Below are 20,486 nucleotides of genomic sequence, written 5' to 3' on the forward strand. Positions count from 1 at the left end.
TTGCCGCCGCTATGCCGAAAGTTAGAGCACACGATGTTCAGTAGATCAGTCAGGACGACTCCTCCGGGGCAGATGGAGGGCACAACAGACATCATTGTCGTTGGATCGGGAGCTGCGGCGCTCACGGCAGCGCTAACAGCCGCATCGGCTGGCAAGTCCGTTCGGGTCATCGAGAAAACCGACAAATTGGGTGGAACCAGCGCCATGTCAGGCGGAATGACCTGGCTGCCTGGCAATCACTATGCGCAGGCAGCTGGCGTTGAAGATTCATTCGAAGAGGCGTTAGCCTATATGCGAGCAGCGTCTCCAATAGGGTGGCAGGAGACAGAAGACGAGCTATGGAAGAGCCAGCTTAGGAACGGGCCAGAAATGCTCAAGTTGGTGGAGGCACTTAGCCCCCTTCGTTTTCGCCTCACGCCGGTTCCAGATCCGTTCCAAGAATGCGTGGGCGCAAAGTCAACCCGAATTCTCTCCGTCGAGCCACTGAGCAAGAAGATTCTCGGGCCTTTGCGTAAAAAGGTCAGGCGTTCGACGATACCGCAAAGGCTGACGTATCATGAAACGGTCGCTGCTAAGCTTGATCGTCAGCCGATAAGGGGTACATTGAAATTCCTTCCTACTCTAATCCGGCGCTGGCTCACGGATTCAATGGCACAGGGCAACGGCCTTATCACCGGTCTTCTGAAGGGCTGTATCGACGCCGGGTGCATGTTTGAACTATCAACAAGGGCGATCGCCTTGAAGGTCGATGCCGCGGGTGTGGTCAAAGGGGTAGAGGTGGAGCGCGATGGACGGCGCCACACCTACAAAGCGCGGAGCGGTGTCGTTCTTGCTACGGGGGGCTTCGAGTGGGATAGCAAAATGCTGGCCACGTATTTTCCAAGCGAGATCGACTTCAAGAGCTCTCCGAGCAGCAATGAGGGTGACGGCCACAAGATGGCACAGGCTATTGGCGCCACCTTCGCACATATGGACCAGGGTAATATCGTCATCCAGCCGCCCACAAAATACGAGGGCAAACTGCACGGCTTGCCGCTCAGGATCCATGCTGAGCCGGACGCGATCATTGTCGACAAGTCTGGTAACCGGTTCGCCAGCGAGTATGAGTTTTGGGTTTACGATCGCATCATGGATCGGGATGACGACGGAGGTCTCATTCATCAACCCGCTTGGGTGATCAGCCATTGGCCGATGATCAAACGTACTCCACTGATCTGGTGGTACCGTCGGTACCAACCCGGCTGGTTACTCAAAGCAGATTCCCTGGAAGAGCTGGCGGCAAAGACGGGCCTTCCATCCGGCGCTCTGCGCAAGACAGTCGAACGCTTCAACGCCTTCGCTCGAACCGGGATCGACGAGGACTATCAGCGAGGATCCTCCTGCTTCTATGAAAAGAGCGTAGCATCGAGCGTTGGTCTTATGGCGGAGATCAAAAAGCCGCCGTATGTCGCCTATCGGTTCCGTCCGTCCCTTCTCGGAACCAAAGGCGGAGTGAGAACCAATGAGTATGGTCAGGCGCTTCGGGCGGACGGCAGCATAATTCCCGGCCTTTATTGCGCCGGCAATGTCATGGCCAGCCCCACGGGAGCACGTACGCCAAGCCAGGTTGGTACAACAATCGGGCCATATATGACATGGGGTTACATTTGCGCTCGTTCAATTTTGAAGGACAACCGCCTCTAGCCTCGCGGCACGGCGCTCATTGCTTGATTGGCACGAAAAGACGCGACCCTTGGGGCAGCAGGTGGCTGCATGCGTAGCAACTGGAGATAACATGAACCCGACCGAGAATTACGCCGACAAAGTCGTCCTGGAACGACCGGCAGATGGCGTTGCCCTTATTCGCTTCGACCGCCCGGATAAAAAAAATGCGTTGCACAGCTCGATGATCATTGAGCTGGGACGCTTGCTTAGCGAGCTTGATGAAGACAATGGCGTGCGTTGCGTAATTCTCGCGGGGACGGAGGCGTTTTTCGCAGCCGGGGCGGACATCAAGGAAATGGTGGCCTTAGGTCCTGTTGAAGTGTCAAACAGCCCATCCCGTGTCGCCGCTTGGGCGGCGATCGAGTCCTTTGAAAAGCCGTTGATTGGTGCCGTCAACGGCCTCGCCTTCGGGGCAGGCTGTGAACTCGCCCTGGTATGCGATTTCGTCGTCGCAGGCTCGAATGCCCAGTTTGGCCAACCGGAGATCCGTCTGGGCGGCGTCCCAGGCGACGGTGGAACGCAGCGATTGCCGCGCAAACTTTCGCCGAACCTGGCGAACTATATGCTGATGACTGGAGAAGCCATCGGTGCGGAGCGAGCGCTTCAGTTCGGGTTCGCCGTCGAGGTTTGTGATCCACCTGCTACCGTGACACGCACTATCGAGATCGCCCGCACAATAGCGGAGCGGGCCCCGGCCGCAGTAAGGTCCGCGAAAGCTTGCGTGCGCAATGCTGTCGGTGCCACGTTAGAAAATGGCTTAGCGTTCGAACGCTTTAGCGTTACTTGCCTTGCAATGACTGAAGACGCAAAGGAAGGCATGCTTGCTTTTACCGAAAAACGTCCTCCTGTGTTCACGGGACGATAGGCGATCGTAAAACGCCGATCTGCACGAGTTCGGTGTTCACGCCGTGCTCGAGCGCCAGGCGCGAGACGGAAGGGCAAGGCTCACACAATAAGCCGACCACTCGAACGGTTAGATCAGCGACGACGTTCCGCCCACAAAGAGCATCTGCTCGCAAACTCATGCCTCTGGCGACGGACTTGTAAATGAAGCCGGCAAGCGATTGCGAGTTCATTATGGCCCTCATTCGGAACTGAACGCAGACGCTTCATCCCGTTTGCTGTCAATCGGGGGTTGCTTGGCTCGTGACCGGTAGACCGGCGTGTCGAAACTGTCGCGATGGCTGGCCGAGATCGCGGTGCTGGTCGTCGTCGAACTGCAAATTCCGAGGCAATCCGCCCCCTGATTCCGAGATGATGTCGCCCCCCAGTTCCGAGAAATAGTCGCCCCTTGTTCCGAGATGATGCCGCCCCCTTTGAGGCATCTGGCAAGGGTGGTCTGCAGGTGTGAGGTTTCTTCCTTTGCGGTGGCGAGGAAGGAACGGGATGCCAGCGGAGAGATTGGAGATGCGGCGTGTCCGCGAGATACTGAGATATCGCTTTGAGCAAGGACTTGGGCACAAGTCGATTGCGGTGCGGGTTGGGACTGCGCCCTCGACGGTGCGCGAGACGCTACGGCGTGCGGCGGCCGCGGGGCTATCGTGGCCTCTGGGTGACGACGTCAACGATGCCGTCCTGGAGGCGGCGCTTTACAGGCGGCCGGGACGAAGATTGGGCACCGTCGCGCTCCGGAACCGGATTGGCCGCAGGTCCATCGCGAGCTGAAGCGCAAGCATATGACGCTGCAGATCCTGTGGGACGAATACATCGGTCTTCATCCAGAGGGATATCGTTACAGTCGCTACTGCGACCTCTATCGGGGTTAGGCGCTGAAGCTGCCGGTGACGATGTTGGCGATGTGTTACCCATTGAAGCCAGAGTATGAGACAACCGCTGACGCATCCGGATCCTGAAACGCTTTGGCCAAGAGTGCCAGCCAGCCGAAAAGCCGCTTTGGACCATGTGCGCCGACAGTGCTTCGAAAAGCGCGTGACGTCGAAGCGGGCCGCCGCCGTCCCGGTGGTGCACCGTCGGTTGGCCGCTTGTGCAGCGTGGTCGCAAGCGAGCTATAGTTACGATGCCGTGCGTATGGCGACAACCAACATGAGACGTGATCTCATCCCGATTGTCGCTCAACACTCGTGGCTTAATGAAGCCACGCGCGCAAAGGAAGGCCGCGCTTTAAACTCCCGCTTTTCCGAAGGCTTGCTGATGGTTAGGCGACCTGCTTGCCCGCGATCTTGGCGACGTGAGCGCCCTGATAACGCGCACCCTCCAGTTCTACGGATGAAGGCTGACGCGAACCGTCAGCCCCGGTGATTGTTGTCGCACCATACGGCGTTCCACCTTTAACCTCTTCCAACCCGAGCTGTCCCTGGAAGGAATAGGGAAGACCGGCCACGATCATTCCGTGATGAAGCAGGGTCGGGAGGAAGCCCAGGATGGTTGATTCCTGACCGCCATGCTGCGTCGCGGAGGCTGTAAACACCGCGCCTATTTTACCGGCGAGCTTCGAAGCGGCCCAAAGTCCCCCTGTTTGATCCCAGAAATTGCGCATCTGCGATGCCACGGTGCCAAATCGCGTTCCTGCGCCCACGATGATCGCGTCATATTGATCCAGTTCGTTCGGGTCGGCGATTGGAGCTTCCTGGTCCGTCTTAAAGAACGAAGCTCTGGCAACCTCGTCGGGCACCAACTCGGGGACCCGCTTGATAACAACTTCGGCGCCAGTGGAACGCGCGCCATCTGCAACCGCCTTGGCCATCGTTTCAATATGGCCATAAGCAGAATGGTAGAGAACGAGAACTTTGGTCATCTGATATAATTACCTTGTTTGTGTGTTGGAACGAGCTCGTCAATTGGTGCCATTCAGCGTCATCGTCAGGAGGCGGCACGCCCTACTGAAATCGAGAATTCCCCGATGGCTTCTATCTGCACGTCGATAGTATCGCCCGGCTGAACAGGTCCCACTCCCTGAGGGGTTCCAGTCATTATGATGTCTCCTGGAAAGAGGGTGTAGAAGCTCGAGGCATACTCGATGAGGCGCGCCACGCCAAAGATGAGTTGCGACGTGTTCGCTTTCTGCTTCTCAATTCCGTTCACGCTGAGACGAAGCTCCAGAGCATCGGGAGAGGGGATTTCGTCGAGGGTCACAAGCCATGGCCCGAGGACGCTGTAGGTGTCTGGGGACTTTCGAAACGATGGAAATTCCTTTCCTCTAACGGTCATGTCCAGACCGATTGTGAAGCCTAGGATATGCTCGAAAGCCCGATCCTTTTTCACAAAGCTAGCCTCTTTGCCGATAATGACCGCGAGTTCTACTTCGTGATCTGTCCGGCGCTCGCTGAAGCGGGGCATGACAGTTTCGGAAGGTCCTATCAACGAACTTCCCGCCTTCAAGAACAGGCCGAACTCGTCGATATTTGTATAGGTCGTGCCGTTGTTGATCTCACTGTCGGCATTCGCTTCATCAATGTGAGCGCGATAATTGATTGGCGCGCCAATTATCTTGCCGGGATTTGCGATGGGCGTTGCCAAGGAGACTTCGTGTAGCGCCAGTCGCGACGAACTTTTGGAAACAGCCGCGCGCGTCTTGGGGAGATCCAGCAGCTGCCGGGCAAGCCAGTCGCCGGGTGGCAAGGGCCATGCTGGATTCAGGTCAAAGGCCGAAGTGATGTCTATGACCGCATCCCCCTCTACCACGCCGATCCGGTTGTGATTGAACCTGCAAATCTTCATGGCATCTCCCTCCGGCTAAATTGCTGCATTTGCATTTATTGCATATGCAGTATATCGCTATGCCTTGTCTGTCAACGATGATCACCATCCAGTGCAAGGAGAACTGTTAGATGACTACGGAATCCAACACGCCAAACACTATCGAGCGATCGGCCTACTACGCTGAGCTCAGCGCTCTTCAGCTGGCGCCTCTATGGGAACGCCTGAAGGGGCTTGTCCCAACCGACCCTCGCCCGAACGCGGTCCCCTATCACTGGGCATGGAATTTGGTTCGCCCTCAGTTATTGACCGCAGGTCGCGCGATTACCGCAGAGGAGGCGGAACGTCGTGTTCTGGTTCTGGAGAACCCAGGGCTTGAGGGGAAATCTCAGATCACCGATACGCTTTACGCTGGACTGCAGTTGATCATGCCGGGTGAGGTCGCCCCAGCTCACCGGCATACTCAATCGGCGTTGAGGTTCATGCTCGAAGGCGTGGGCGGCTTTACTGCAGTATCGGGTGAGAAGACAACGATGCATCGTGGAGACCTGGTCCTCACGCCTTACTGGACTTGGCATGATCACGGGCATGACGGCGACGAGCCGGTCATATGGTTGGACGGGCTCGACGTGCCATTGGTCAATTTTCTAAAGGCAGGGTTTCGCGAAGAACATCAAGCCAACCGGCAGGTGTTGAGCAAACCGGAGGGCGACTCTCTCGCTCGCTTCGGAAGCGGCCTGCTTCCGGTGGTCATGCCCAGCATGTCCGGCACGTCGCCGGTGTTTAACTATCCCTACGCCAGAACCCGTGAGGCGCTTGACGTTTTACAGCGGTCCACTGACATCGACAAGCACCTCGGCATTTGCATGCGTTATGTGAACCCTGTGAACGGGGATTGGGCAATCCCAACGCTTGGCACGACGATCCGACTGCTCCCTAAAGGTTTTAACTCGACATTCTACCGGTCGACCGAAAGCGCTGTATTCGTGGTCATCGAAGGGGAGCCGACCGTGATTGTGGAGGGATCGGCGCCAGTCGTATTGGGCCCGAACGACGTGTTTGCTGTTCCCGGTTGGTTGCGCCATCGATTTGAAAGCTCCAGTTCGGATTCCATTCTCTTCTCATTTTCCGATCGGCCGGTGCATGAAAAGTTGGGCCTCCTGCGCGAGGAACGCAGCTGACCCTTTTACTGTAGCGGGCGGCGGCCAGTAGGCCGCTGCTCCGAAATCATAATTATCCACTTTTGACCGAGGCGCGCCTCAATCTCGGTTATCTCGATCTTTTTTCGGATCGGATTCCAAACAGGTTTGTGGTATTCGACCTCGCTGCACGATGAACTTCGACAAAAATGAAGAGACGCATGGGTGAAGAAAACTACAAGCTCGAGGACCGTCTCTCTTTTCTCACGAACCGGGTTGCCTCTGCAATAAACGAGCGGTTCGTTTTGAAGCTGCAGATCCACTCGTTAACGATACCGATGTGGCGCGTTCTCGTTGTGCTTCATGATTTGGGAGAGTCAAAACTGGTTGATCTCTCCTCGCTGACATCAATCGATGCTTCAACGCTGTCGCGGCTCACCGAGGGGATGCATGAACGCAAACTTATCCGGAAAGTCCGCTCGACAAAGAGCAAGAGAGAGATCGTTGTATCGTTGCAATCTGAAGGCAAGGGGTTGGTGGACGCCTTGATTCCGGAGGCGATCGAACTCGATACATTTATGCTGGCTGGCCTCAGCGAGAGCGACATGGCCGTGACACGGCGCGCATTGCGAAGTATGTACGAACAATTGACCGCAGCCGGGCAGACTGTTGTGCCATCTGCTGGCGCTGCCACGAAGGACGCTCGGAAGGAAAAGTACTATGTCCAATCCAAATCCGACCGAGCTGAGTGAGCTTGGGATCAGACATCGTAGACGTGAGTGCGATGGATCGGCTTGACGCGACGGTTAGAAGCAAGGTTCCACGTCAGCAAGTTCCTACAATCCCTCCAGGCGACAGCGCCAAAGTCGCGGGAATTGCCACGCTGCCCCGTTTCATAAATCTTGCTGTCGGCAGGTGCGATCGTCTAGGATCATTGACACTCGAGCATGGGCGTTGGCCGTCGGCTTGAGAGCTCTGCTTCATCATCGGTGCTAAGGTATAATGCGGCCACGCAGGCAGTCCGGGATTGATCCTGATCAACCCACGAACGAAGTCCTTATTTCATTACCAGTCAAATTGGCTCGGTGTGTAGAGCATCAAGAATTCTCGGCCATAGTGAGATAGGACCCCGCTGCGGGGAACAGCTTGGGGCGTAGCTCCCAGTCCGTCTTCGTGAGCTGCGGACAAAGAAGATCTGAACCTGCGAAACCGAGGAGCGACGGCTCCTGCGTGTAGGGGACCGTCCGGTGCTAGTCTCGGCTGGGTTACACGGGTCGCGCTCGTCGTTACCGCCTCGACTTGATGCGGTACCTACAGACCTCGGCCGGCTATAAGATGCCGAACATGCAGGGCAGTCATCGTGGAATTGAGCAATTTGTCCAATATTTTGGGGTACTTTACCATTGTCCCTGAAGCCGCCACATGGTTACTGGACTCCAAGCTTCGGCGACCTTTCAGGTTCGCCATAACAGGAGCACGGGAAACGCCGTATCAGCGGCTCCGAAGTTCAAGTGGAAGCCGCGGAAGACGGACCCTCTTAGCTGACAACGCAACGTTGCCAAGTCGTAAACCATACGGGAACAATGGTGGAGGCCTACATGACCATAGTAAAAAATCATCGTGAAATGAGCCGCAGAACGGCATTGAAAGCAGCAGCGGCGTTGCTTGCTGCCTACAACCTTCGTTCAACGCGTGCACTTGCCGCCGGTGAAAGTCTTAACATTCTGAATATGAACCTCCTATTCGGCGAAACGCTGGGTAACCAAATTTCAAAATCCTATACCGCTGCCGAAATCAGCGCTGACCCCGTTCCGCAAAATGAGCATTACGAAAAGCTCCTTGTAGAAATGTCTCAAGGATCTTCCACTTATGACCTTTTGACCTTGGACGCATTGTTCATCAATCAGGTTTTAGGCAATCAATGGGTGAAGGCCGTAGAGGATATCCAGGCTGAGGATGCATCGCTGCAGCCTTTGCAATATCAGAACGTGATTCCGGAATCCCTGAAATTTGTGCAGCGCGACGGGAAGCATTACGGAATACCGCTGACGCTCGCCACTCCTATTTTTGTTTACCGAAAGGATCTGTTCGAAGCAAAGGGTCTTTCGGTGCCCACGAACTGGGACGATTACCGGAAGTGTGCCGAAGCGCTTCATACAAATGAGGTGGCTGGCAACATCCTGCTACTAGGTGGTCAGGATGCTCACATGTCAGGCGACTGGGCGACCCGGTTGATGAGCATGACAAAGTTGGGGCCCACCGACGATGGCGTGCTGGATAGCGCAAATCAGCCTGCCTTCAACACTGAAGGACAGGGTGTGAAGGCGATTGAACGGATCAAGGAGGTGCTTCCTTTTGCACCCAAGGGGGCTGAAGGTCTCGACTATCCAGACGGTCTGTCCCTTTTCTCCCAAGGAAAAGCCGCGATGTTTATCAGTTGGTCGGATGTGTTTTCGGGCCTGGAGAATGGACCACTGAAGGGCAAGTTCGGCTATGCAGCCGTTCCAAGCGAAAAATATCAGCAGCAAATGACCGGTGGCTTTTCAATCGGCATCAGCGCTTTTTCACAAAAGTCGATCGAAAGCTATAAATTCCTCGATTGGATGCTTAAGGGAGAGGGGTACAAGCTGTTTCTCGATAACGGCGAAATGAATCTGGTGTTCAAATCGCAGCTAGAAGATCCGGCGGTGCAAGCAAGAATCCCCTCGCTGGCCGTCTATCAGGATTTCAAGAAGCGCGGAACCACCACGATCGCACTACCCCCTTACCGCGTTCCGAACTCGGTGGAAGTGCAACGGGTCCTGTATGAGGAAATTCTGGCCGCCGTTCTCGGCAGAAAATCGCCTGACCTAGCGATGAAAGACGCCGAAACGCGCGTCAAAGCCATCATTCGTTAAGGCAGCTTGAACTGACGTGAAGGAACGGCCGGCGGCCGTTCCTATCATGCAATGGGAAATTACTATGGCTATGACGCGTTCAATCTCTACGCCAGTTGTCACCGGCACCCATAAAGCGGAACGGGCGGGAGAGCGCCGGACAGGCGCGCTTCTCCTCACCCCGGCGTTTGTCCTTATGAACCTCGTCGGCTTTTTTCCGATGATCTATTCTCTTTACATATCGTTGACGAACTACAACCCGACGCATGGCGGAGCCTCTCAATTCATCGGTTTGAAAAACTATGCCAACGCGCTTTTGGATCCACAATTTTGGCATGCCATTGGCCTCACCTGTGTTTTTGTAACCTTAAGTGTGACGTCGTCATTGGTTCTTGCAGTACTTTTGTCGCTTCTGTTCAATTTGCGGTACCCTGGATTTTTCCTGCTGCGGACGATCATCCTGGTGCCAATGTTGATTACGCCGATCGCTGTTGGCATCGTGTGGCGGGTCATGATGATGCCCGACCTCGGCGTCCTCAATTACCTCCTGACCGTGTTAGGCTTTCAACCCCAGCTCTGGACATCATCGGCAAGCACCGCGCTGCTATCGATTGTACTTGTCGACATTTGGCAGTGGACTCCCTTCATGTTTCTTATTGTCTTCGCGGGCATTTCATCGCTCCCACGCAGCCCATTCGAAGCCGCTGCCATTGACGGGGCCGGGCCGATACGTGTGTTTTTCTCCGTCACTTTGCCGCTACTTCGGCCGGTCATCGTTATCGCCACGCTACTGCGCATCGTAGATGCCTTCCGAACCTATGACACGGCGTTCATCATGACGCGAGGTGGGCCAGATTTTTCCACTGATCTCGTCAGCGTCTACCTGCAGAGGATAAATTTCCGCTTTTTTGATCTCGGCTACGGATCGGCATTGTCGTGGATTACCCTACTAATCGTGACGGCTATAATTTTGATATTCACCAAGCTCTCTGGCTTTACGCGAATTATTTCTGAAAAAGAAAGCCGATAGGAGCCCAGCATGTCTATGAAAAGGCCCGCTATTCGCCGATATTCTCAAATCTTGCTGGCGTACTTTTTTGCACTGTTTGCGACAGCGTTTTTCGCCTTTCCAATATTTTGGATGGTCACAGCATCTTTGAAGAGCGACCAGGCAATTACAGCCTTCCCACCTGTATGGGTTTTCACCCCGAGCTTGCAAAACTACGCCAAGCTCATCACGGACATTGGCATCGCCAAGATGTTTATCAACAGTGTCGTCATCGTCGGATTGTCCACGAGCCTGGCGATGGTTTGCGGAACTTTGGGCGCCTACGCGCTGGCTCGGTTCGATATAAAAGGCAAGCAGATGATTGCCTTCGAGATTTTATCAATCCGTATGCTGCCACCGATCGTCAGTGTCGTTCCAATGTTTATCCTCGCGAGGTGGCTGGGTATCTTCGATACCTACTGGTTGCTGACCGCGGCGTACGCTCTTTCCGGTCTACCATTTGTTGTCTGGGTAATGCGCGTCTTTATTCAGGATATCCCGCAGTCGATTGAGGAAGCCGCACTGATTGACGGATGTTCACGGCTTGAAACTTTTTGGCGGGTGACGCTCCCGCTCTTGTTGCCCGGCCTGGCAGCAACAATGGTCATCGTGTTCATGTTTGCCTGGAACGAATTTCTCCTGGCTTCCATGTTGACGTCGAACGCTGCGAAAACGCTACCGGTGATCGCTGCAAATACTCTGAGCGCAAAGTCAATTGCCTGGGGTCTGGCTTCAGCCGCAGGTGTCGTCATGTCGCTGCCTGTCGTCATCCTCGTTCTACTTATGCAACGCTATCTTGTTCGCGGCCTGACATTGGGCGCAGTAAAAGGCTAAGGAGGCTATCGTGGGCATTCAAATCAGAAACGTGCAAAAGCGTTTTGGCGAGATAACTGTTGTTAACGGTGTGTCGGTTGACATAGCCGAAGGCGAGTTTTTCGTCATGCTGGGGGAATCTGGCTGCGGAAAGACGACAACACTCCGTATGGTCGCAGGGCTCGAATTACCAACCTCGGGATCCGTGCACATCAACGGCAGGGACGTGACCTTCGCAGAGCCGCGCCATCGCGATATCGCCATGGCGTTCCAAGACTATGGGCTCTATCCCAACATGACAGTCTTTGAAAACATTGCCTTTCCGCTCAAGATCAGAAAGGTGCCTCAGTCGGATCGCAAGAGGAAGGTTGAGGAAACAGCCGGCAAGCTCGGTATCGCGGACTATCTTGGCCGTAAGCCGTTTCAACTGTCCGGCGGTCAGCGGCAGCGAGTTTCGCTAGCGCGCGCCTTAGTACGAAACCCTAAAGTCTTCCTGATGGACGAACCGCTTTCGAACCTTGATGCGAAGCTTCGTGCCGTCATGAGGACCGAAATCAAAAAGCTCGTGTCCGAACTGGGAATCACCACGATTTATGTCACGCACGACCAGATCGAGGCTATGTCTATGGCAGACCGAATTGCCGTCATGCGTCGGGGCGACATGGTTCAGATCGGGTCGCCCATGGAAATCTATGACCGGCCCCTGACGCGCTTTGTCGCTGATTTCATGGGATCACCGCCCATGAACCTGTTCCCGGCTGTCATGAAGACGGCGGGTCAGCCGACCTGTCAGATCCAGGAGTTCGTTGATACGCTTCCAATTACCGAGCGCGAGTTGATTGCCGCGAGACTGGATCCAGCACACCAATTTACACTCGGTATTCGGCCTGAACACCTGAAGCTCGTCCAACCTGGTTCGCCTGGATCGGCGCGTGCAGTTGTCGACTTCGTCGAACCATTGGGCCAGACCACCAATGTCTATCTCGCAATCGGGGACACGCGGCTGATTGCGGTTACCGATCGATGCGCCAGCCAAGTAGGTGATGTCGTTGGGGTGTACGCGCCCCCGGAGAGTGTGCGTGTCGTTGCAAATTGAGACCGTTTCGACGTCCCCGCTAAAGAGAGCGGCGTCGTCGACACACGTACCGGCATTTTGACCCCTAGTAAAATTTTTGTTGATGGAGGCTCACTTGTTGCAAGCGCACCCCGCTCTCTCGCACCGTATTTACGGCCATTTTATCGACGGGGTCTTGTGTGATCCTTCGGTCACGTTGATCGACCGCCACTCACCCGCCGACGGCACGTTACTCGCGCGCTTTTCAGCAGGTACGTCGGAAGACGTCGATGCTGCTGTAGCGGCGGCGTTAAAGGCATTTAACCAGGAAAATTGGCGGGATCTGAGCGGCTCGGCCCGCGCTGGGCTGCTTAATAGATTTGCTGACTTGATTGCAAACAACGCGGACTATCTTGTTCGACTTGAAGCGGAGGAATCCGCCAAAGCGACGAAGATGTCTATATACGAGCTTGCAATGGTTGTCGAAATGACGCGCTTTGCAGCATCACTTGCGGTGACCGAAAGAGGAGAAACCCATACACAGCTCGGGCCTCTGTCGCTGGGGCTTGTAACGAAAGAACCATGTGGGGTCGTCGGCATGATCGTGCCGTGGAATTTCCCTTTGATCTGCCTTTTTCAGAAGCTCCCGTATGCGCTCGCGGCTGGATGCACGGTGGTGATCAAACCCTCCGAGCTAACGTCCAGTACCGCCCTTGAGATTGCGAGGTTGGCGAGCAAAGCGGGCTTTCCTCAAGGTGTTATTAATGTCGTGACTGGCACAGGGACTGCCGTGGGCGAGGCTCTGACCAGTCACCCCGATGTATCACTGATATCCTTCACGGGCTCCACTGGTGTTGGTCGGCACATCGCTGGAAAATGTGGGGAGGCCGTTAAGCGCGTAGCATTGGAACTCGGAGGTAAAGGCGCCAACATCGTTTTTGCCGACGCGGACCTTGATGCCGCATTGGATGGCGTTCTCTTTGGGTTCGTTTTCAATCAGGGCGAAGTTTGCGCGGCCGGATCGCGCCTGCTGATCGAAGAGAGTGTTGCCGACGCATTTGTGTCAAAACTTGCCGAACGCGCAAAGCGGATCGTTGTTGGCCACCCCATGGACAAAAATGCGGACATGAGTGCGCTGATCCATGAGGGGCACATGAACAAGGTCCTCGGGTACGTCGCCGACGGACAGAAAGAAGGTGCCATCCTCACGTGTGGCGGAGAGCGTCTCCAGGGCCAAGCTTACGATAATGGCTTTTTCGTGGGTCCGACGATCCTTACTGAAGTTACCTCTAGCATGCGCGTTTTCCGGGAGGAAATATTCGGGCCTGTTCTTTGTGTGACAAAATTCAAAACACAGGAAGAAGCAATACATTTGGCTAATAGTACCGATTTCGGTCTTGCAAACGGGGTGTGGAGCAAAGACATCGACAAAATCTTTACGGTTGCCCGCCAGTTGAAGTCTGGAACCGTATTTGCGAACACGTTTCTGGAGGCGGCGCCGCAGCTTCCCCAAGGTGGTGTCAAGAAAAGTGGCTTTGGTCGTGAAAACGGTTTGGATGCACTTAATGAGTATCTGGATACCAAGCAGACCTACGTGAAGTTGGGTGCCCGTCAGCCGATTCTTGCTCATACAATCAGCTAAATCAAAGGAAGGGAGTTTGCTTTGGCAGACGAGAGCAAGCGCATTGCGTTGATTGGATATGGTGCGATGGCCCGCAGCTTGCAGGCTTCGCTTCTTCGGTCCGAAGCCGGTGTGGCCGTGGCAGCGGTACTCGTACCAGCTGAGTTCGCGCCGCCGGCGAGTGAAATTGCTGGTTTAGAGCTATTTCACGATGTTGCGGATCTTGTCGCCTGGCGTCCTTCACTGGTCGTTGAGTGCGCAAGCCACGATGCTGTGCGCGATTTTGTTCCGACTTTGCTGCGGAACGGGATCGACACAATCATTGTCTCAACCGGGAGCTTGGCTGACAAATCGTTATTCGATGATCTTGAGGTTGCCGCAAAAGTCGGACGCTGCCGTCTAACGGTCGTGTCAGGCGCTATTGGAGGACTTGATGTTTTGAGATCGGCAAGAAGCGCAGGCTTGAGTAAAGTAGCCTATACTGGCATCAAGCCACCAATCGCTTGGGCGGGCACTCCGGCTGCGGATAGGATGGACTTGGCGTCGCTTCTTGAGCCGACGGTCATCTTCGAAGGCAACGCACGACAAGCCGCGCAGCTTTATCCAAAAAACGCAAATGTAACCGCCGCGGTGGCGCTCGCAGGTGTCGGGTTTGACGCAACCAGCGTAGCACTTTTGGCAGACCCCGGGACAGCGACGAACGGACATCGCGTGGAGGCGACGGGAGCCTTTGGCAGTTTTTCAATCGAGCTACAGAACCAACCTTTACCGGACAACCCGAAAACATCTTGGTTGGCCGCTTTGAGTATCCAAGAGGCGATTGTACGGCACTTCAGCTCCGTCGTCGTTTGAAAGTGCGCGTTAGTTCGGCTTGGACCGCGTCCAATCGGCAGGTTTGAATACATAGGTGTAGGTAAGAGCGCATGAAAATTCTCGTCCCAGTCAAGCGCGTTGTCGATTACAACGTGAAGATCCGTGTCAAGCCGGATGGATCGGGCGTCGACCTTGCCAACGTCAAGATGTCGATGAACCCGTTCGACGAGATTTCGGTTGAGGAGGCCCTTCGCCTGAAGGAAGCCGGCAAGGCCGAGGAAGTGGTCGTCGTCTCGATCGGCCCGGCCAAGGCCGAGGAAACTTTGCGAACCGCGCTCGCCATGGGCGCCGACCGCGCCATCCTCGTTGAAACCGATGACGCTGTCGAGCCGCTCGCAGTCGCAAAGATCCTCAAGGGTGTTGCAGACGCTGAAAAGCCAGGCCTCATCATTGTCGGCAAGCAGGCAATCGACGATGATTCCAACCAGACCGGCCAGATGCTTGCAGCCCTTCTCGGCTCCGCCCAGGCGACCTTCGCCTCCAAGGTCGAGATCGCCGGCGCCGGAGAATCTGCAACGGCGACGGTCACCCGTGAGATCGATGGCGGCCTGCAGACCATCAAGGTCAAGCTTCCGGCCGTCGTGACGACCGACCTGCGCTTGAACGAGCCGCGCTATGCTACGCTACCGAACATCATGAAGGCGAAAAAGAAGCCGCTCGACAAGAAGAGCCCGGCTGATTTCGGCGTTTCCACCGCGCCGCGCCTCAAGGTGCTGAAGACGGAAGAACCATCCGGCCGCAAGGCAGGCGTGAAGGTGAAATCGGTCGCCGAGCTTATCGACAAGCTCAAGAACGAAGCCGGCGTACTCTGAGATCTGGAAAGGGAGAACACGATAATGGCCATTCTTCTTCTGGCTGACCACGACAACGCGAGCCTTTCCGACCAGACTGCCAAGGCCCTGACGGCTGCGTCTCAGATCGGCGGAGATGTTCACATCCTCGTCGCCGGTAAGGGCGCAAAGGCAGCCGCCGACGCGGCTGCCAAGCTTTCCGGCGTCTCCAAGGTGCTGCTCGCCGAAAGCGACGAGCTCGCCAACAATCTGGCAGAGCCGCTGGCCGACCTGATTGTCTCGCTGGCAGCGAGCTACGACACCATCATCTCGGCCGCCACCTCGGTCGGCAAGAACGTCCTGCCGCGCGTCGCAGCCCTTCTCGACGTCGCCCAGATCTCGGAAATCATCGAAGTCGTCTCGGCCGACACCTTCAAGCGCCCGATCTATGCCGGCAACGCCATTCAGACGGTGCAGTCGACCGACGCCAAGAAGGTGATCACAGTGCGCACTGCATCCTTCGGTTCTGCCGCAGAAGGCGGTTCGGCTTCGGTCGAGGCGATCCCCGCCGTGTCCGATCCGGGTCTGTCGACCTTCGTCAAGGATGCGCTGTCGACCTCCGACCGTCCGGAACTGACATCCGCCAAGATCATCATCTCCGGTGGCCGTGCGCTCGGTTCAGCCGAAAAGTTTAAGGAAGTCATCCTGCCGGTCGCCGATAAGCTCGGTGCTGCCGTCGGTGCCTCGCGCGCGGCCGTCGATGCAGGTTACGCTCCGAACGACTGGCAGGTCGGACAGACCGGCAAGGTCGTCGCTCCGCAGCTCTACATCGCCTGCGGCATTTCGGGTGCGATCCAGCATCTCGCCGGCATGAAAGACTCGAAGGTCATCGTCGCCATCAACAAGGACCAGGAAGCGCCGATCTTCCAGGTCGCCGACTATGGCCTCGTGGCAGATCTCTTCGAGGTGCTGCCTGAGCTACAAAAGGCCATCTAACGCGATAGCCGAATTTTTACGCGCCGGGAATTGGGATTCAGATCCTTATCGAAGCGGCGGGAAACGATAGCGATATACAGAGGGATGGATGACGGATATGAATGAAATGACAGGGCAAGAAGATATCTACGATGCCGTAATTATCGGCTCAGGACCATCGGGGGCCATAACCGCTCACACCCTCGCGCTTGCAGGACTCCGTGTCGTATGTTTGGAACAGGGCGACTACGCGCTCCCTTCCGATTATGCCGCGAACTTCGATATGTGGGAGCTCGTGGCCCGGGGGCATTGGCAAGCAGAACCCAATCGTCGGCGCAATCCCGCAGATTATCCCTTGGATATTTCCGACACAGACTTGGCGCCTTCGATGTACAGCGCGGTTGGAGGATCGACCATCCACTTCAGCGCTTTGTGGTCTCGCCTAGCACCTTCCGACTTCCGTGTACGCACAACAGATGGCGTGGCTGACGATTGGCCTATCAGCTACGCCGAATTGGCCCCCTTCTATGATGAAGTCGACGACTTCATCGGAGTTTCCGGGCTTGAGGGAGATCCTGCCTATCCCGAGGGTTATGCTCCAAAAATGCCGCCGATGCCCCTTGGCAAACATGGCATGAAGGCCGCGCAATCGATGAACGCTCTTGGCTGGCACTGGTGGCCCCATTCAAATGCGATACCAAGCCAGAAGATAGGGTCCCTTGCAGCATGCGCACGATGGGCCACATGTACGCAGGGCTGTCCAGAGGGAGCCAAAGCTTCTTTTGACATAGCCTATTGGCCGGCGGCGATTAAAGCCGGAGCGAAATTGATTACCGGCGCAAGGGTGTCGAAAATAACGACGGACGAGAACGGCCGGGCCACGGGTGCAAGCTGGCTCTCGAATGGCACTAGCTATCACACATCAGCGAAAACAGTCGTTGTTTGCGCGAATGGTATTGGCACCCCCCGGCTTCTTCTGCTTTCGCCAAGCGACAGACATCCCTTGGGGCTGGCCAATTCCTCTGGTTTAGTGGGTAAGAACCTGATGCTGCACCCCAATTGCGCGGTCATCGGCTATTATGACGATGAACTGGAGTCCTGGCGCGGTCCGGCCGGATCTGCGGCAAGTTCGATGCAGTTTTACGAAACCGATCTCTCGCGGGGGTTTGTTCGCGGTTCGAAATTGCACGCCTGTCCCACGCCGGGCCTACTATTCAACGGCGTAGACCCACACAGGTTGTTAGCGTTTGATGAGCTCTGGGGCATGAGTTTCCATCGCGTCATCAGGGATGCACGCAACGCGATATTCTGGGCAGCCAACATTGACGACCTGCCCGAAGAAACGAACAGCGTGACGCTTGATCCTATTTTGGCAGATGGCGATGGCATCCCGGCACCGAAGATCAGTTATCGCTACAGTGAGAATACCCTGAAGATCAGGGACTTCACGGTTAAAAGGCTCAGTGAAATCCATGCGGCAGCTGGCGCGAAGAAGACAATCGAGATCGCCGATCTCCAAGGCGAGCCGGGGCACCTGCTTGGAACAGCCAGAATGGGAAAAGACCCAAAATCGTCTGTTGTAGACGAATACGGTCGCAGCCACGACGTTCCGAACTTGGTCATTTCCGACGGGAGCATTTTTGTCACCGGCGGAGCCGCGAACCCAACCAGTACAATAGCCGCGCTTGCACTCCGGAATGCCAAAGAACTCGTTCGCAACCTCAAAGGTGGTGCTTCACAATGACGAACAGCAGTAAGTTGAACAGCGACAGGCGCCTGTCTGTTTCCAGGCCCGCCTCCGCTCCGCCACGAGCGTTCACGCAACGGGAACTGCAGACGTTGCGCATCATCGCGGATACCTTAATTCCACAAGAAGGTGATTTTCGCTCTGGCAGTTCCGTTGCCGAATTCAACGAACTCGTGACGAAGGCCGCTGCGATACTCGACAAACACTTCGAAATGCTGACAGCTCTTCTAGAGGTGTTGGGCTTCACGCCTGCGACAGAGATGTGGGCCAGGCTGAGAAGGCTGGCGGACGAGGACGGAGATCGATTTTATATTCTCTCCACCTTGATCGTCGGTGCGTACATCTATTCCGATGAAATGAAGGCAGAACTGAATTATCCGGTTCCTCATCGCAATCCACCAGGTTTATTTGATGCCGCAGACGAACTCTCAAATGGAATTCTCGATCCAGTCATAGAGCGCGGCCCGATCTATAGAGTGGTTAAATGATCACTATGACTGAAGCGGCTTGCCCGGCTTAAACCGGTATCACCTGTGCTCCATAATGAACGTTGAGTAAAGCAGTGCGCGAAAGCATGGAATTCGACGTGGTAATCGTCGGCGGTGGACCGGCCGGCCTTTCAGCCGCCATCCGCCTGAAACAGGTCAATCCGGAACTGTCGGTCGTGGTATTGGAGAAGGGTTCCGAAGTCGGCGCCCATATCCTCTCCGGCGCCGTTGTCGACCCCATCGGCATCGATCGCCTGCTTCCCGGCTGGCGCACGGAGGCCGACCACCCCTTCAAGACCGAGGTCAATGCCGATCACTTCCTGCTGCTCGGCCCCGCCGGCTCCATCCGCCTGCCGAACATCATGATGCCGCCGCTGATGAGCAATCACGGCAACTACATCGTCTCGCTCGGAAATGTCTGTCGCTGGCTGGCGACCAAGGCCGAAGAACTCGGCGTCGAGATCTATCCAGGCTTTGCCGCGACCGAAGTGCTCTACAATGATGAGGGCTCCGTCATCGGTGTCGCGACCGGCGACATGGGTATCGAGAAGAACGGCGAGCCCGGCCCGAACTATGCGCGTGGCATGGCTCTCATGGGCAAATATGTGCTTGTTGGAGAGGGCGTGCGCGGTTCGCTCGCCAAGCAGCTGATTGCCAAGTTCGATCTCTCGAGCGGCCGCCAGCCCCAGAAATTCGGCATCGGCATCAAGGAACTCTGGGAGGTCAAGCCGGAAAACCACCGCCGCGGCCTGGTGCAGCACTCTTTCGGCTGGCCGCTCGGCATGTCCACCGGCGGCGGTTCCTTCCTCTATCACCTGGAAGACAATCTCGTCGCCGTCGGTTTCGTCATCCACCTGAACTACAAGAACCCCTATCTCTATCCCTTCGAGGAATTCCAGCGCTTCAAGACGCATCCGGCAATCCGCGGCACTTTCGAGGGCGGCAAGCGCCTCTCCTATGGCGCGCGTGCCATCACCGAGGGCGGCTATCAGTCGGTGCCGAAGCTCTCCTTCCCGGGCGGCGCGCTGATCGGCTGTTCGGCGGGCTTCGTCAACGTGCCGCGCATCAAGGGCAGCCACAATGCCGTGCTCTCGGGCATGATGGCCGCCGACCGCCTCGCCGAGGCGATTGCTGCCGGCCGCGCCAATGACGAAGTAGCCGAGATCGAGACCGACTGGCGCAAGAGCGATATCGGCAGGGACCTGAAGCGGGTCAGGAACGTCAAGCCGCTCTGGTCGAAATTCGGCACGGCCTTGGGCGTCGCCCTTGGCGGTCTCGACATGTGGACCAACCAGCTCTTCGGCTTCTCCTTCTTCGGCACGCTTGGTCACGGCAAGACCGACGCAGCCTCGCTGGAGCCGGCTTCACAGCACAAGAAGATCGACTATCCGAAGCCGGATGGTGTGCTGACCTTCGACCGCCTGTCCTCCGTCTTCCTATCGAACACCAACCATGAAGAGGACCAGCCGGTCCATCTCCAGGTGAAGGACATGGCCCTGCAGAAGTCGTCCGAGCACGATATCTATGCCGGCCCGTCGACCCGCTACTGTCCGGCCGGCGTCTATGAATGGGTGGAGAAGGACGGCGAAGAGACCTTCGTCATCAACGCCCAGAACTGCGTCCACTGCAAGACCTGCGACATCAAGGATCCCAACCAGAACATCAACTGGGTGCCGCCGCAGGGTGGCGAGGGGCCAGTCTATCCGAATATGTGAGGTGCT

At 56.2% G+C, this 20,486-nt stretch carries 17 protein-coding genes and 1 pseudogene; 16 read left to right on the forward strand and 2 right to left on the reverse strand.

Annotation, left to right across the window (positions count from 1 at the left end; genetic code table 11):
• The first annotated feature begins 72 nt into the window (after positions 1-72).
• The 3 genes and pseudogenes from AB8B33_RS34995 to AB8B33_RS35005 all read left to right on the forward strand — a co-directional run.
• Positions 73-1,683 (forward strand): FAD-dependent oxidoreductase, encoded by a 1,611-nt coding sequence (locus AB8B33_RS34995; RefSeq protein WP_439018985.1) that lies wholly within the window; start codon positions 73-75, stop codon positions 1,681-1,683.
• A gap of 91 nt (positions 1,684-1,774) precedes the next feature.
• A complete protein-coding gene (locus tag AB8B33_RS35000; protein WP_439018986.1) occupies positions 1,775-2,569 on the forward strand; it encodes an enoyl-CoA hydratase-related protein in 795 nt (264 codons plus the stop codon).
• Positions 2,570-3,111: 542 nt separating this feature from the next.
• Positions 3,112-3,467 (forward strand): annotated as a pseudogene (locus AB8B33_RS35005) (sigma factor-like helix-turn-helix DNA-binding protein); the annotation flags it as partial.
• Between the two features lie 392 nt (positions 3,468-3,859).
• Here AB8B33_RS35005 and wrbA read toward each other — a convergent pair.
• Both wrbA and AB8B33_RS35015 read right to left on the reverse strand, forming a co-directional pair.
• Entirely contained in the window at positions 3,860-4,459 is a 600-nt protein-coding gene (gene wrbA / locus AB8B33_RS35010) for an NAD(P)H:quinone oxidoreductase (RefSeq protein WP_439018987.1), read from the reverse strand.
• A 65-nt stretch (positions 4,460-4,524) separates the two neighbouring features.
• Positions 4,525-5,382 (reverse strand): fumarylacetoacetate hydrolase family protein, encoded by an 858-nt coding sequence (locus AB8B33_RS35015; protein WP_439018988.1) that lies wholly within the window; start codon positions 5,380-5,382, stop codon positions 4,525-4,527.
• 110 nt (positions 5,383-5,492) lie between these two features.
• Between AB8B33_RS35015 and gtdA the strand changes: the two genes are divergently transcribed.
• From gtdA to AB8B33_RS35080, 13 genes are all read left to right on the forward strand, one after another.
• Positions 5,493-6,542 carry a gentisate 1,2-dioxygenase gene (gtdA, locus tag AB8B33_RS35020; RefSeq protein ID WP_092575656.1) on the forward strand — a complete coding sequence of 350 codons (1,050 nt, stop codon included), beginning with the start codon at positions 5,493-5,495 and terminating at the stop codon, positions 6,540-6,542.
• A 179-nt stretch (positions 6,543-6,721) separates the two neighbouring features.
• A complete protein-coding gene (locus AB8B33_RS35025; protein WP_439018989.1) occupies positions 6,722-7,252 on the forward strand; it encodes a MarR family winged helix-turn-helix transcriptional regulator in 531 nt (176 codons plus the stop codon).
• 846 nt (positions 7,253-8,098) lie between these two features.
• Complete coding sequence (locus AB8B33_RS35030) at positions 8,099-9,397, forward strand: ABC transporter substrate-binding protein (protein ID WP_439018990.1); 1,299 nt, start codon at positions 8,099-8,101, stop codon at positions 9,395-9,397.
• Positions 9,398-9,461: 64 nt separating this feature from the next.
• Positions 9,462-10,406: a carbohydrate ABC transporter permease gene (locus AB8B33_RS35035; protein ID WP_439018991.1), complete on the forward strand. Its 945-nt coding sequence runs from the start codon at positions 9,462-9,464 to the stop codon at positions 10,404-10,406.
• A gap of 9 nt (positions 10,407-10,415) precedes the next feature.
• Positions 10,416-11,258, forward strand: coding sequence for a carbohydrate ABC transporter permease (locus tag AB8B33_RS35040; protein WP_113108617.1), 843 nt, complete (start codon positions 10,416-10,418; stop codon positions 11,256-11,258).
• Positions 11,259-11,268: 10 nt separating this feature from the next.
• Positions 11,269-12,333 carry an ABC transporter ATP-binding protein gene (locus AB8B33_RS35045; protein WP_439018992.1) on the forward strand — a complete coding sequence of 355 codons (1,065 nt, stop codon included), beginning with the start codon at positions 11,269-11,271 and terminating at the stop codon, positions 12,331-12,333.
• A gap of 94 nt (positions 12,334-12,427) precedes the next feature.
• A complete protein-coding gene (locus AB8B33_RS35050; protein WP_439018993.1) occupies positions 12,428-13,933 on the forward strand; it encodes an aldehyde dehydrogenase family protein in 1,506 nt (501 codons plus the stop codon).
• Positions 13,934-13,954: 21 nt separating this feature from the next.
• On the forward strand, positions 13,955-14,764 hold the full coding sequence (locus AB8B33_RS35055) for an aspartate dehydrogenase (protein ID WP_205909784.1): 810 nt from the start codon (positions 13,955-13,957) through the stop codon (positions 14,762-14,764).
• 71 nt (positions 14,765-14,835) lie between these two features.
• A complete protein-coding gene (locus tag AB8B33_RS35060) occupies positions 14,836-15,597 on the forward strand; it encodes an electron transfer flavoprotein subunit beta/FixA family protein (RefSeq protein WP_113319688.1) in 762 nt (253 codons plus the stop codon).
• Positions 15,598-15,621: 24 nt separating this feature from the next.
• Positions 15,622-16,551 carry an electron transfer flavoprotein subunit alpha/FixB family protein gene (locus AB8B33_RS35065; RefSeq protein WP_439018994.1) on the forward strand — a complete coding sequence of 310 codons (930 nt, stop codon included), beginning with the start codon at positions 15,622-15,624 and terminating at the stop codon, positions 16,549-16,551.
• 88 nt (positions 16,552-16,639) lie between these two features.
• Positions 16,640-18,274 carry a GMC family oxidoreductase gene (locus tag AB8B33_RS35070; RefSeq protein WP_439018995.1) on the forward strand — a complete coding sequence of 545 codons (1,635 nt, stop codon included), beginning with the start codon at positions 16,640-16,642 and terminating at the stop codon, positions 18,272-18,274.
• Entirely contained in the window at positions 18,271-18,765 is a 495-nt protein-coding gene (locus AB8B33_RS35075; RefSeq protein WP_439018996.1) for a hypothetical protein, read from the forward strand. Before AB8B33_RS35070 ends, AB8B33_RS35075 begins: the two co-directional genes overlap by 4 nt.
• A 62-nt stretch (positions 18,766-18,827) precedes the next feature.
• Positions 18,828-20,480 carry an electron transfer flavoprotein-ubiquinone oxidoreductase gene (locus tag AB8B33_RS35080; RefSeq protein WP_439018997.1) on the forward strand — a complete coding sequence of 551 codons (1,653 nt, stop codon included), beginning with the start codon at positions 18,828-18,830 and terminating at the stop codon, positions 20,478-20,480.
• Positions 20,481-20,486 lie beyond the last annotated feature (6 nt).

It is taken from the genome of Rhizobium sp. 768_B6_N1_8 (genome assembly GCF_051811225.1).
Lineage (GTDB): Bacteria > Pseudomonadota > Alphaproteobacteria > Rhizobiales > Rhizobiaceae > Rhizobium.

What these genes read in the sequence shown, in the direction of transcription:
- AB8B33_RS34995 (WP_439018985.1), top strand. Translation starts at nt 73, where the DNA reads ATGGAGGGCACAACAGACATCATTGTCGTTGGATCGGGAGCTGCGGCG.
- AB8B33_RS35000 (WP_439018986.1), top strand. Translation starts at nt 1,775, where the DNA reads ATGAACCCGACCGAGAATTACGCCGACAAAGTCGTCCTGGAACGACCG.
- wrbA (WP_439018987.1), bottom strand. Translation starts at nt 4,459, where the DNA reads ATGACCAAAGTTCTCGTTCTCTACCATTCTGCTTATGGCCATATTGAA.
- AB8B33_RS35015 (WP_439018988.1), bottom strand. Translation starts at nt 5,382, where the DNA reads ATGAAGATTTGCAGGTTCAATCACAACCGGATCGGCGTGGTAGAGGGG.
- gtdA (WP_092575656.1), top strand. Translation starts at nt 5,493, where the DNA reads ATGACTACGGAATCCAACACGCCAAACACTATCGAGCGATCGGCCTAC.
- AB8B33_RS35025 (WP_439018989.1), top strand. Translation starts at nt 6,722, where the DNA reads ATGGGTGAAGAAAACTACAAGCTCGAGGACCGTCTCTCTTTTCTCACG.
- AB8B33_RS35030 (WP_439018990.1), top strand. Translation starts at nt 8,099, where the DNA reads ATGACCATAGTAAAAAATCATCGTGAAATGAGCCGCAGAACGGCATTG.
- AB8B33_RS35035 (WP_439018991.1), top strand. Translation starts at nt 9,462, where the DNA reads ATGGCTATGACGCGTTCAATCTCTACGCCAGTTGTCACCGGCACCCAT.
- AB8B33_RS35040 (WP_113108617.1), top strand. Translation starts at nt 10,416, where the DNA reads ATGTCTATGAAAAGGCCCGCTATTCGCCGATATTCTCAAATCTTGCTG.
- AB8B33_RS35060 (WP_113319688.1), top strand. Translation starts at nt 14,836, where the DNA reads ATGAAAATTCTCGTCCCAGTCAAGCGCGTTGTCGATTACAACGTGAAG.
- AB8B33_RS35065 (WP_439018994.1), top strand. Translation starts at nt 15,622, where the DNA reads ATGGCCATTCTTCTTCTGGCTGACCACGACAACGCGAGCCTTTCCGAC.
- AB8B33_RS35070 (WP_439018995.1), top strand. Translation starts at nt 16,640, where the DNA reads ATGACGGATATGAATGAAATGACAGGGCAAGAAGATATCTACGATGCC.
- AB8B33_RS35075 (WP_439018996.1), top strand. Translation starts at nt 18,271, where the DNA reads ATGACGAACAGCAGTAAGTTGAACAGCGACAGGCGCCTGTCTGTTTCC.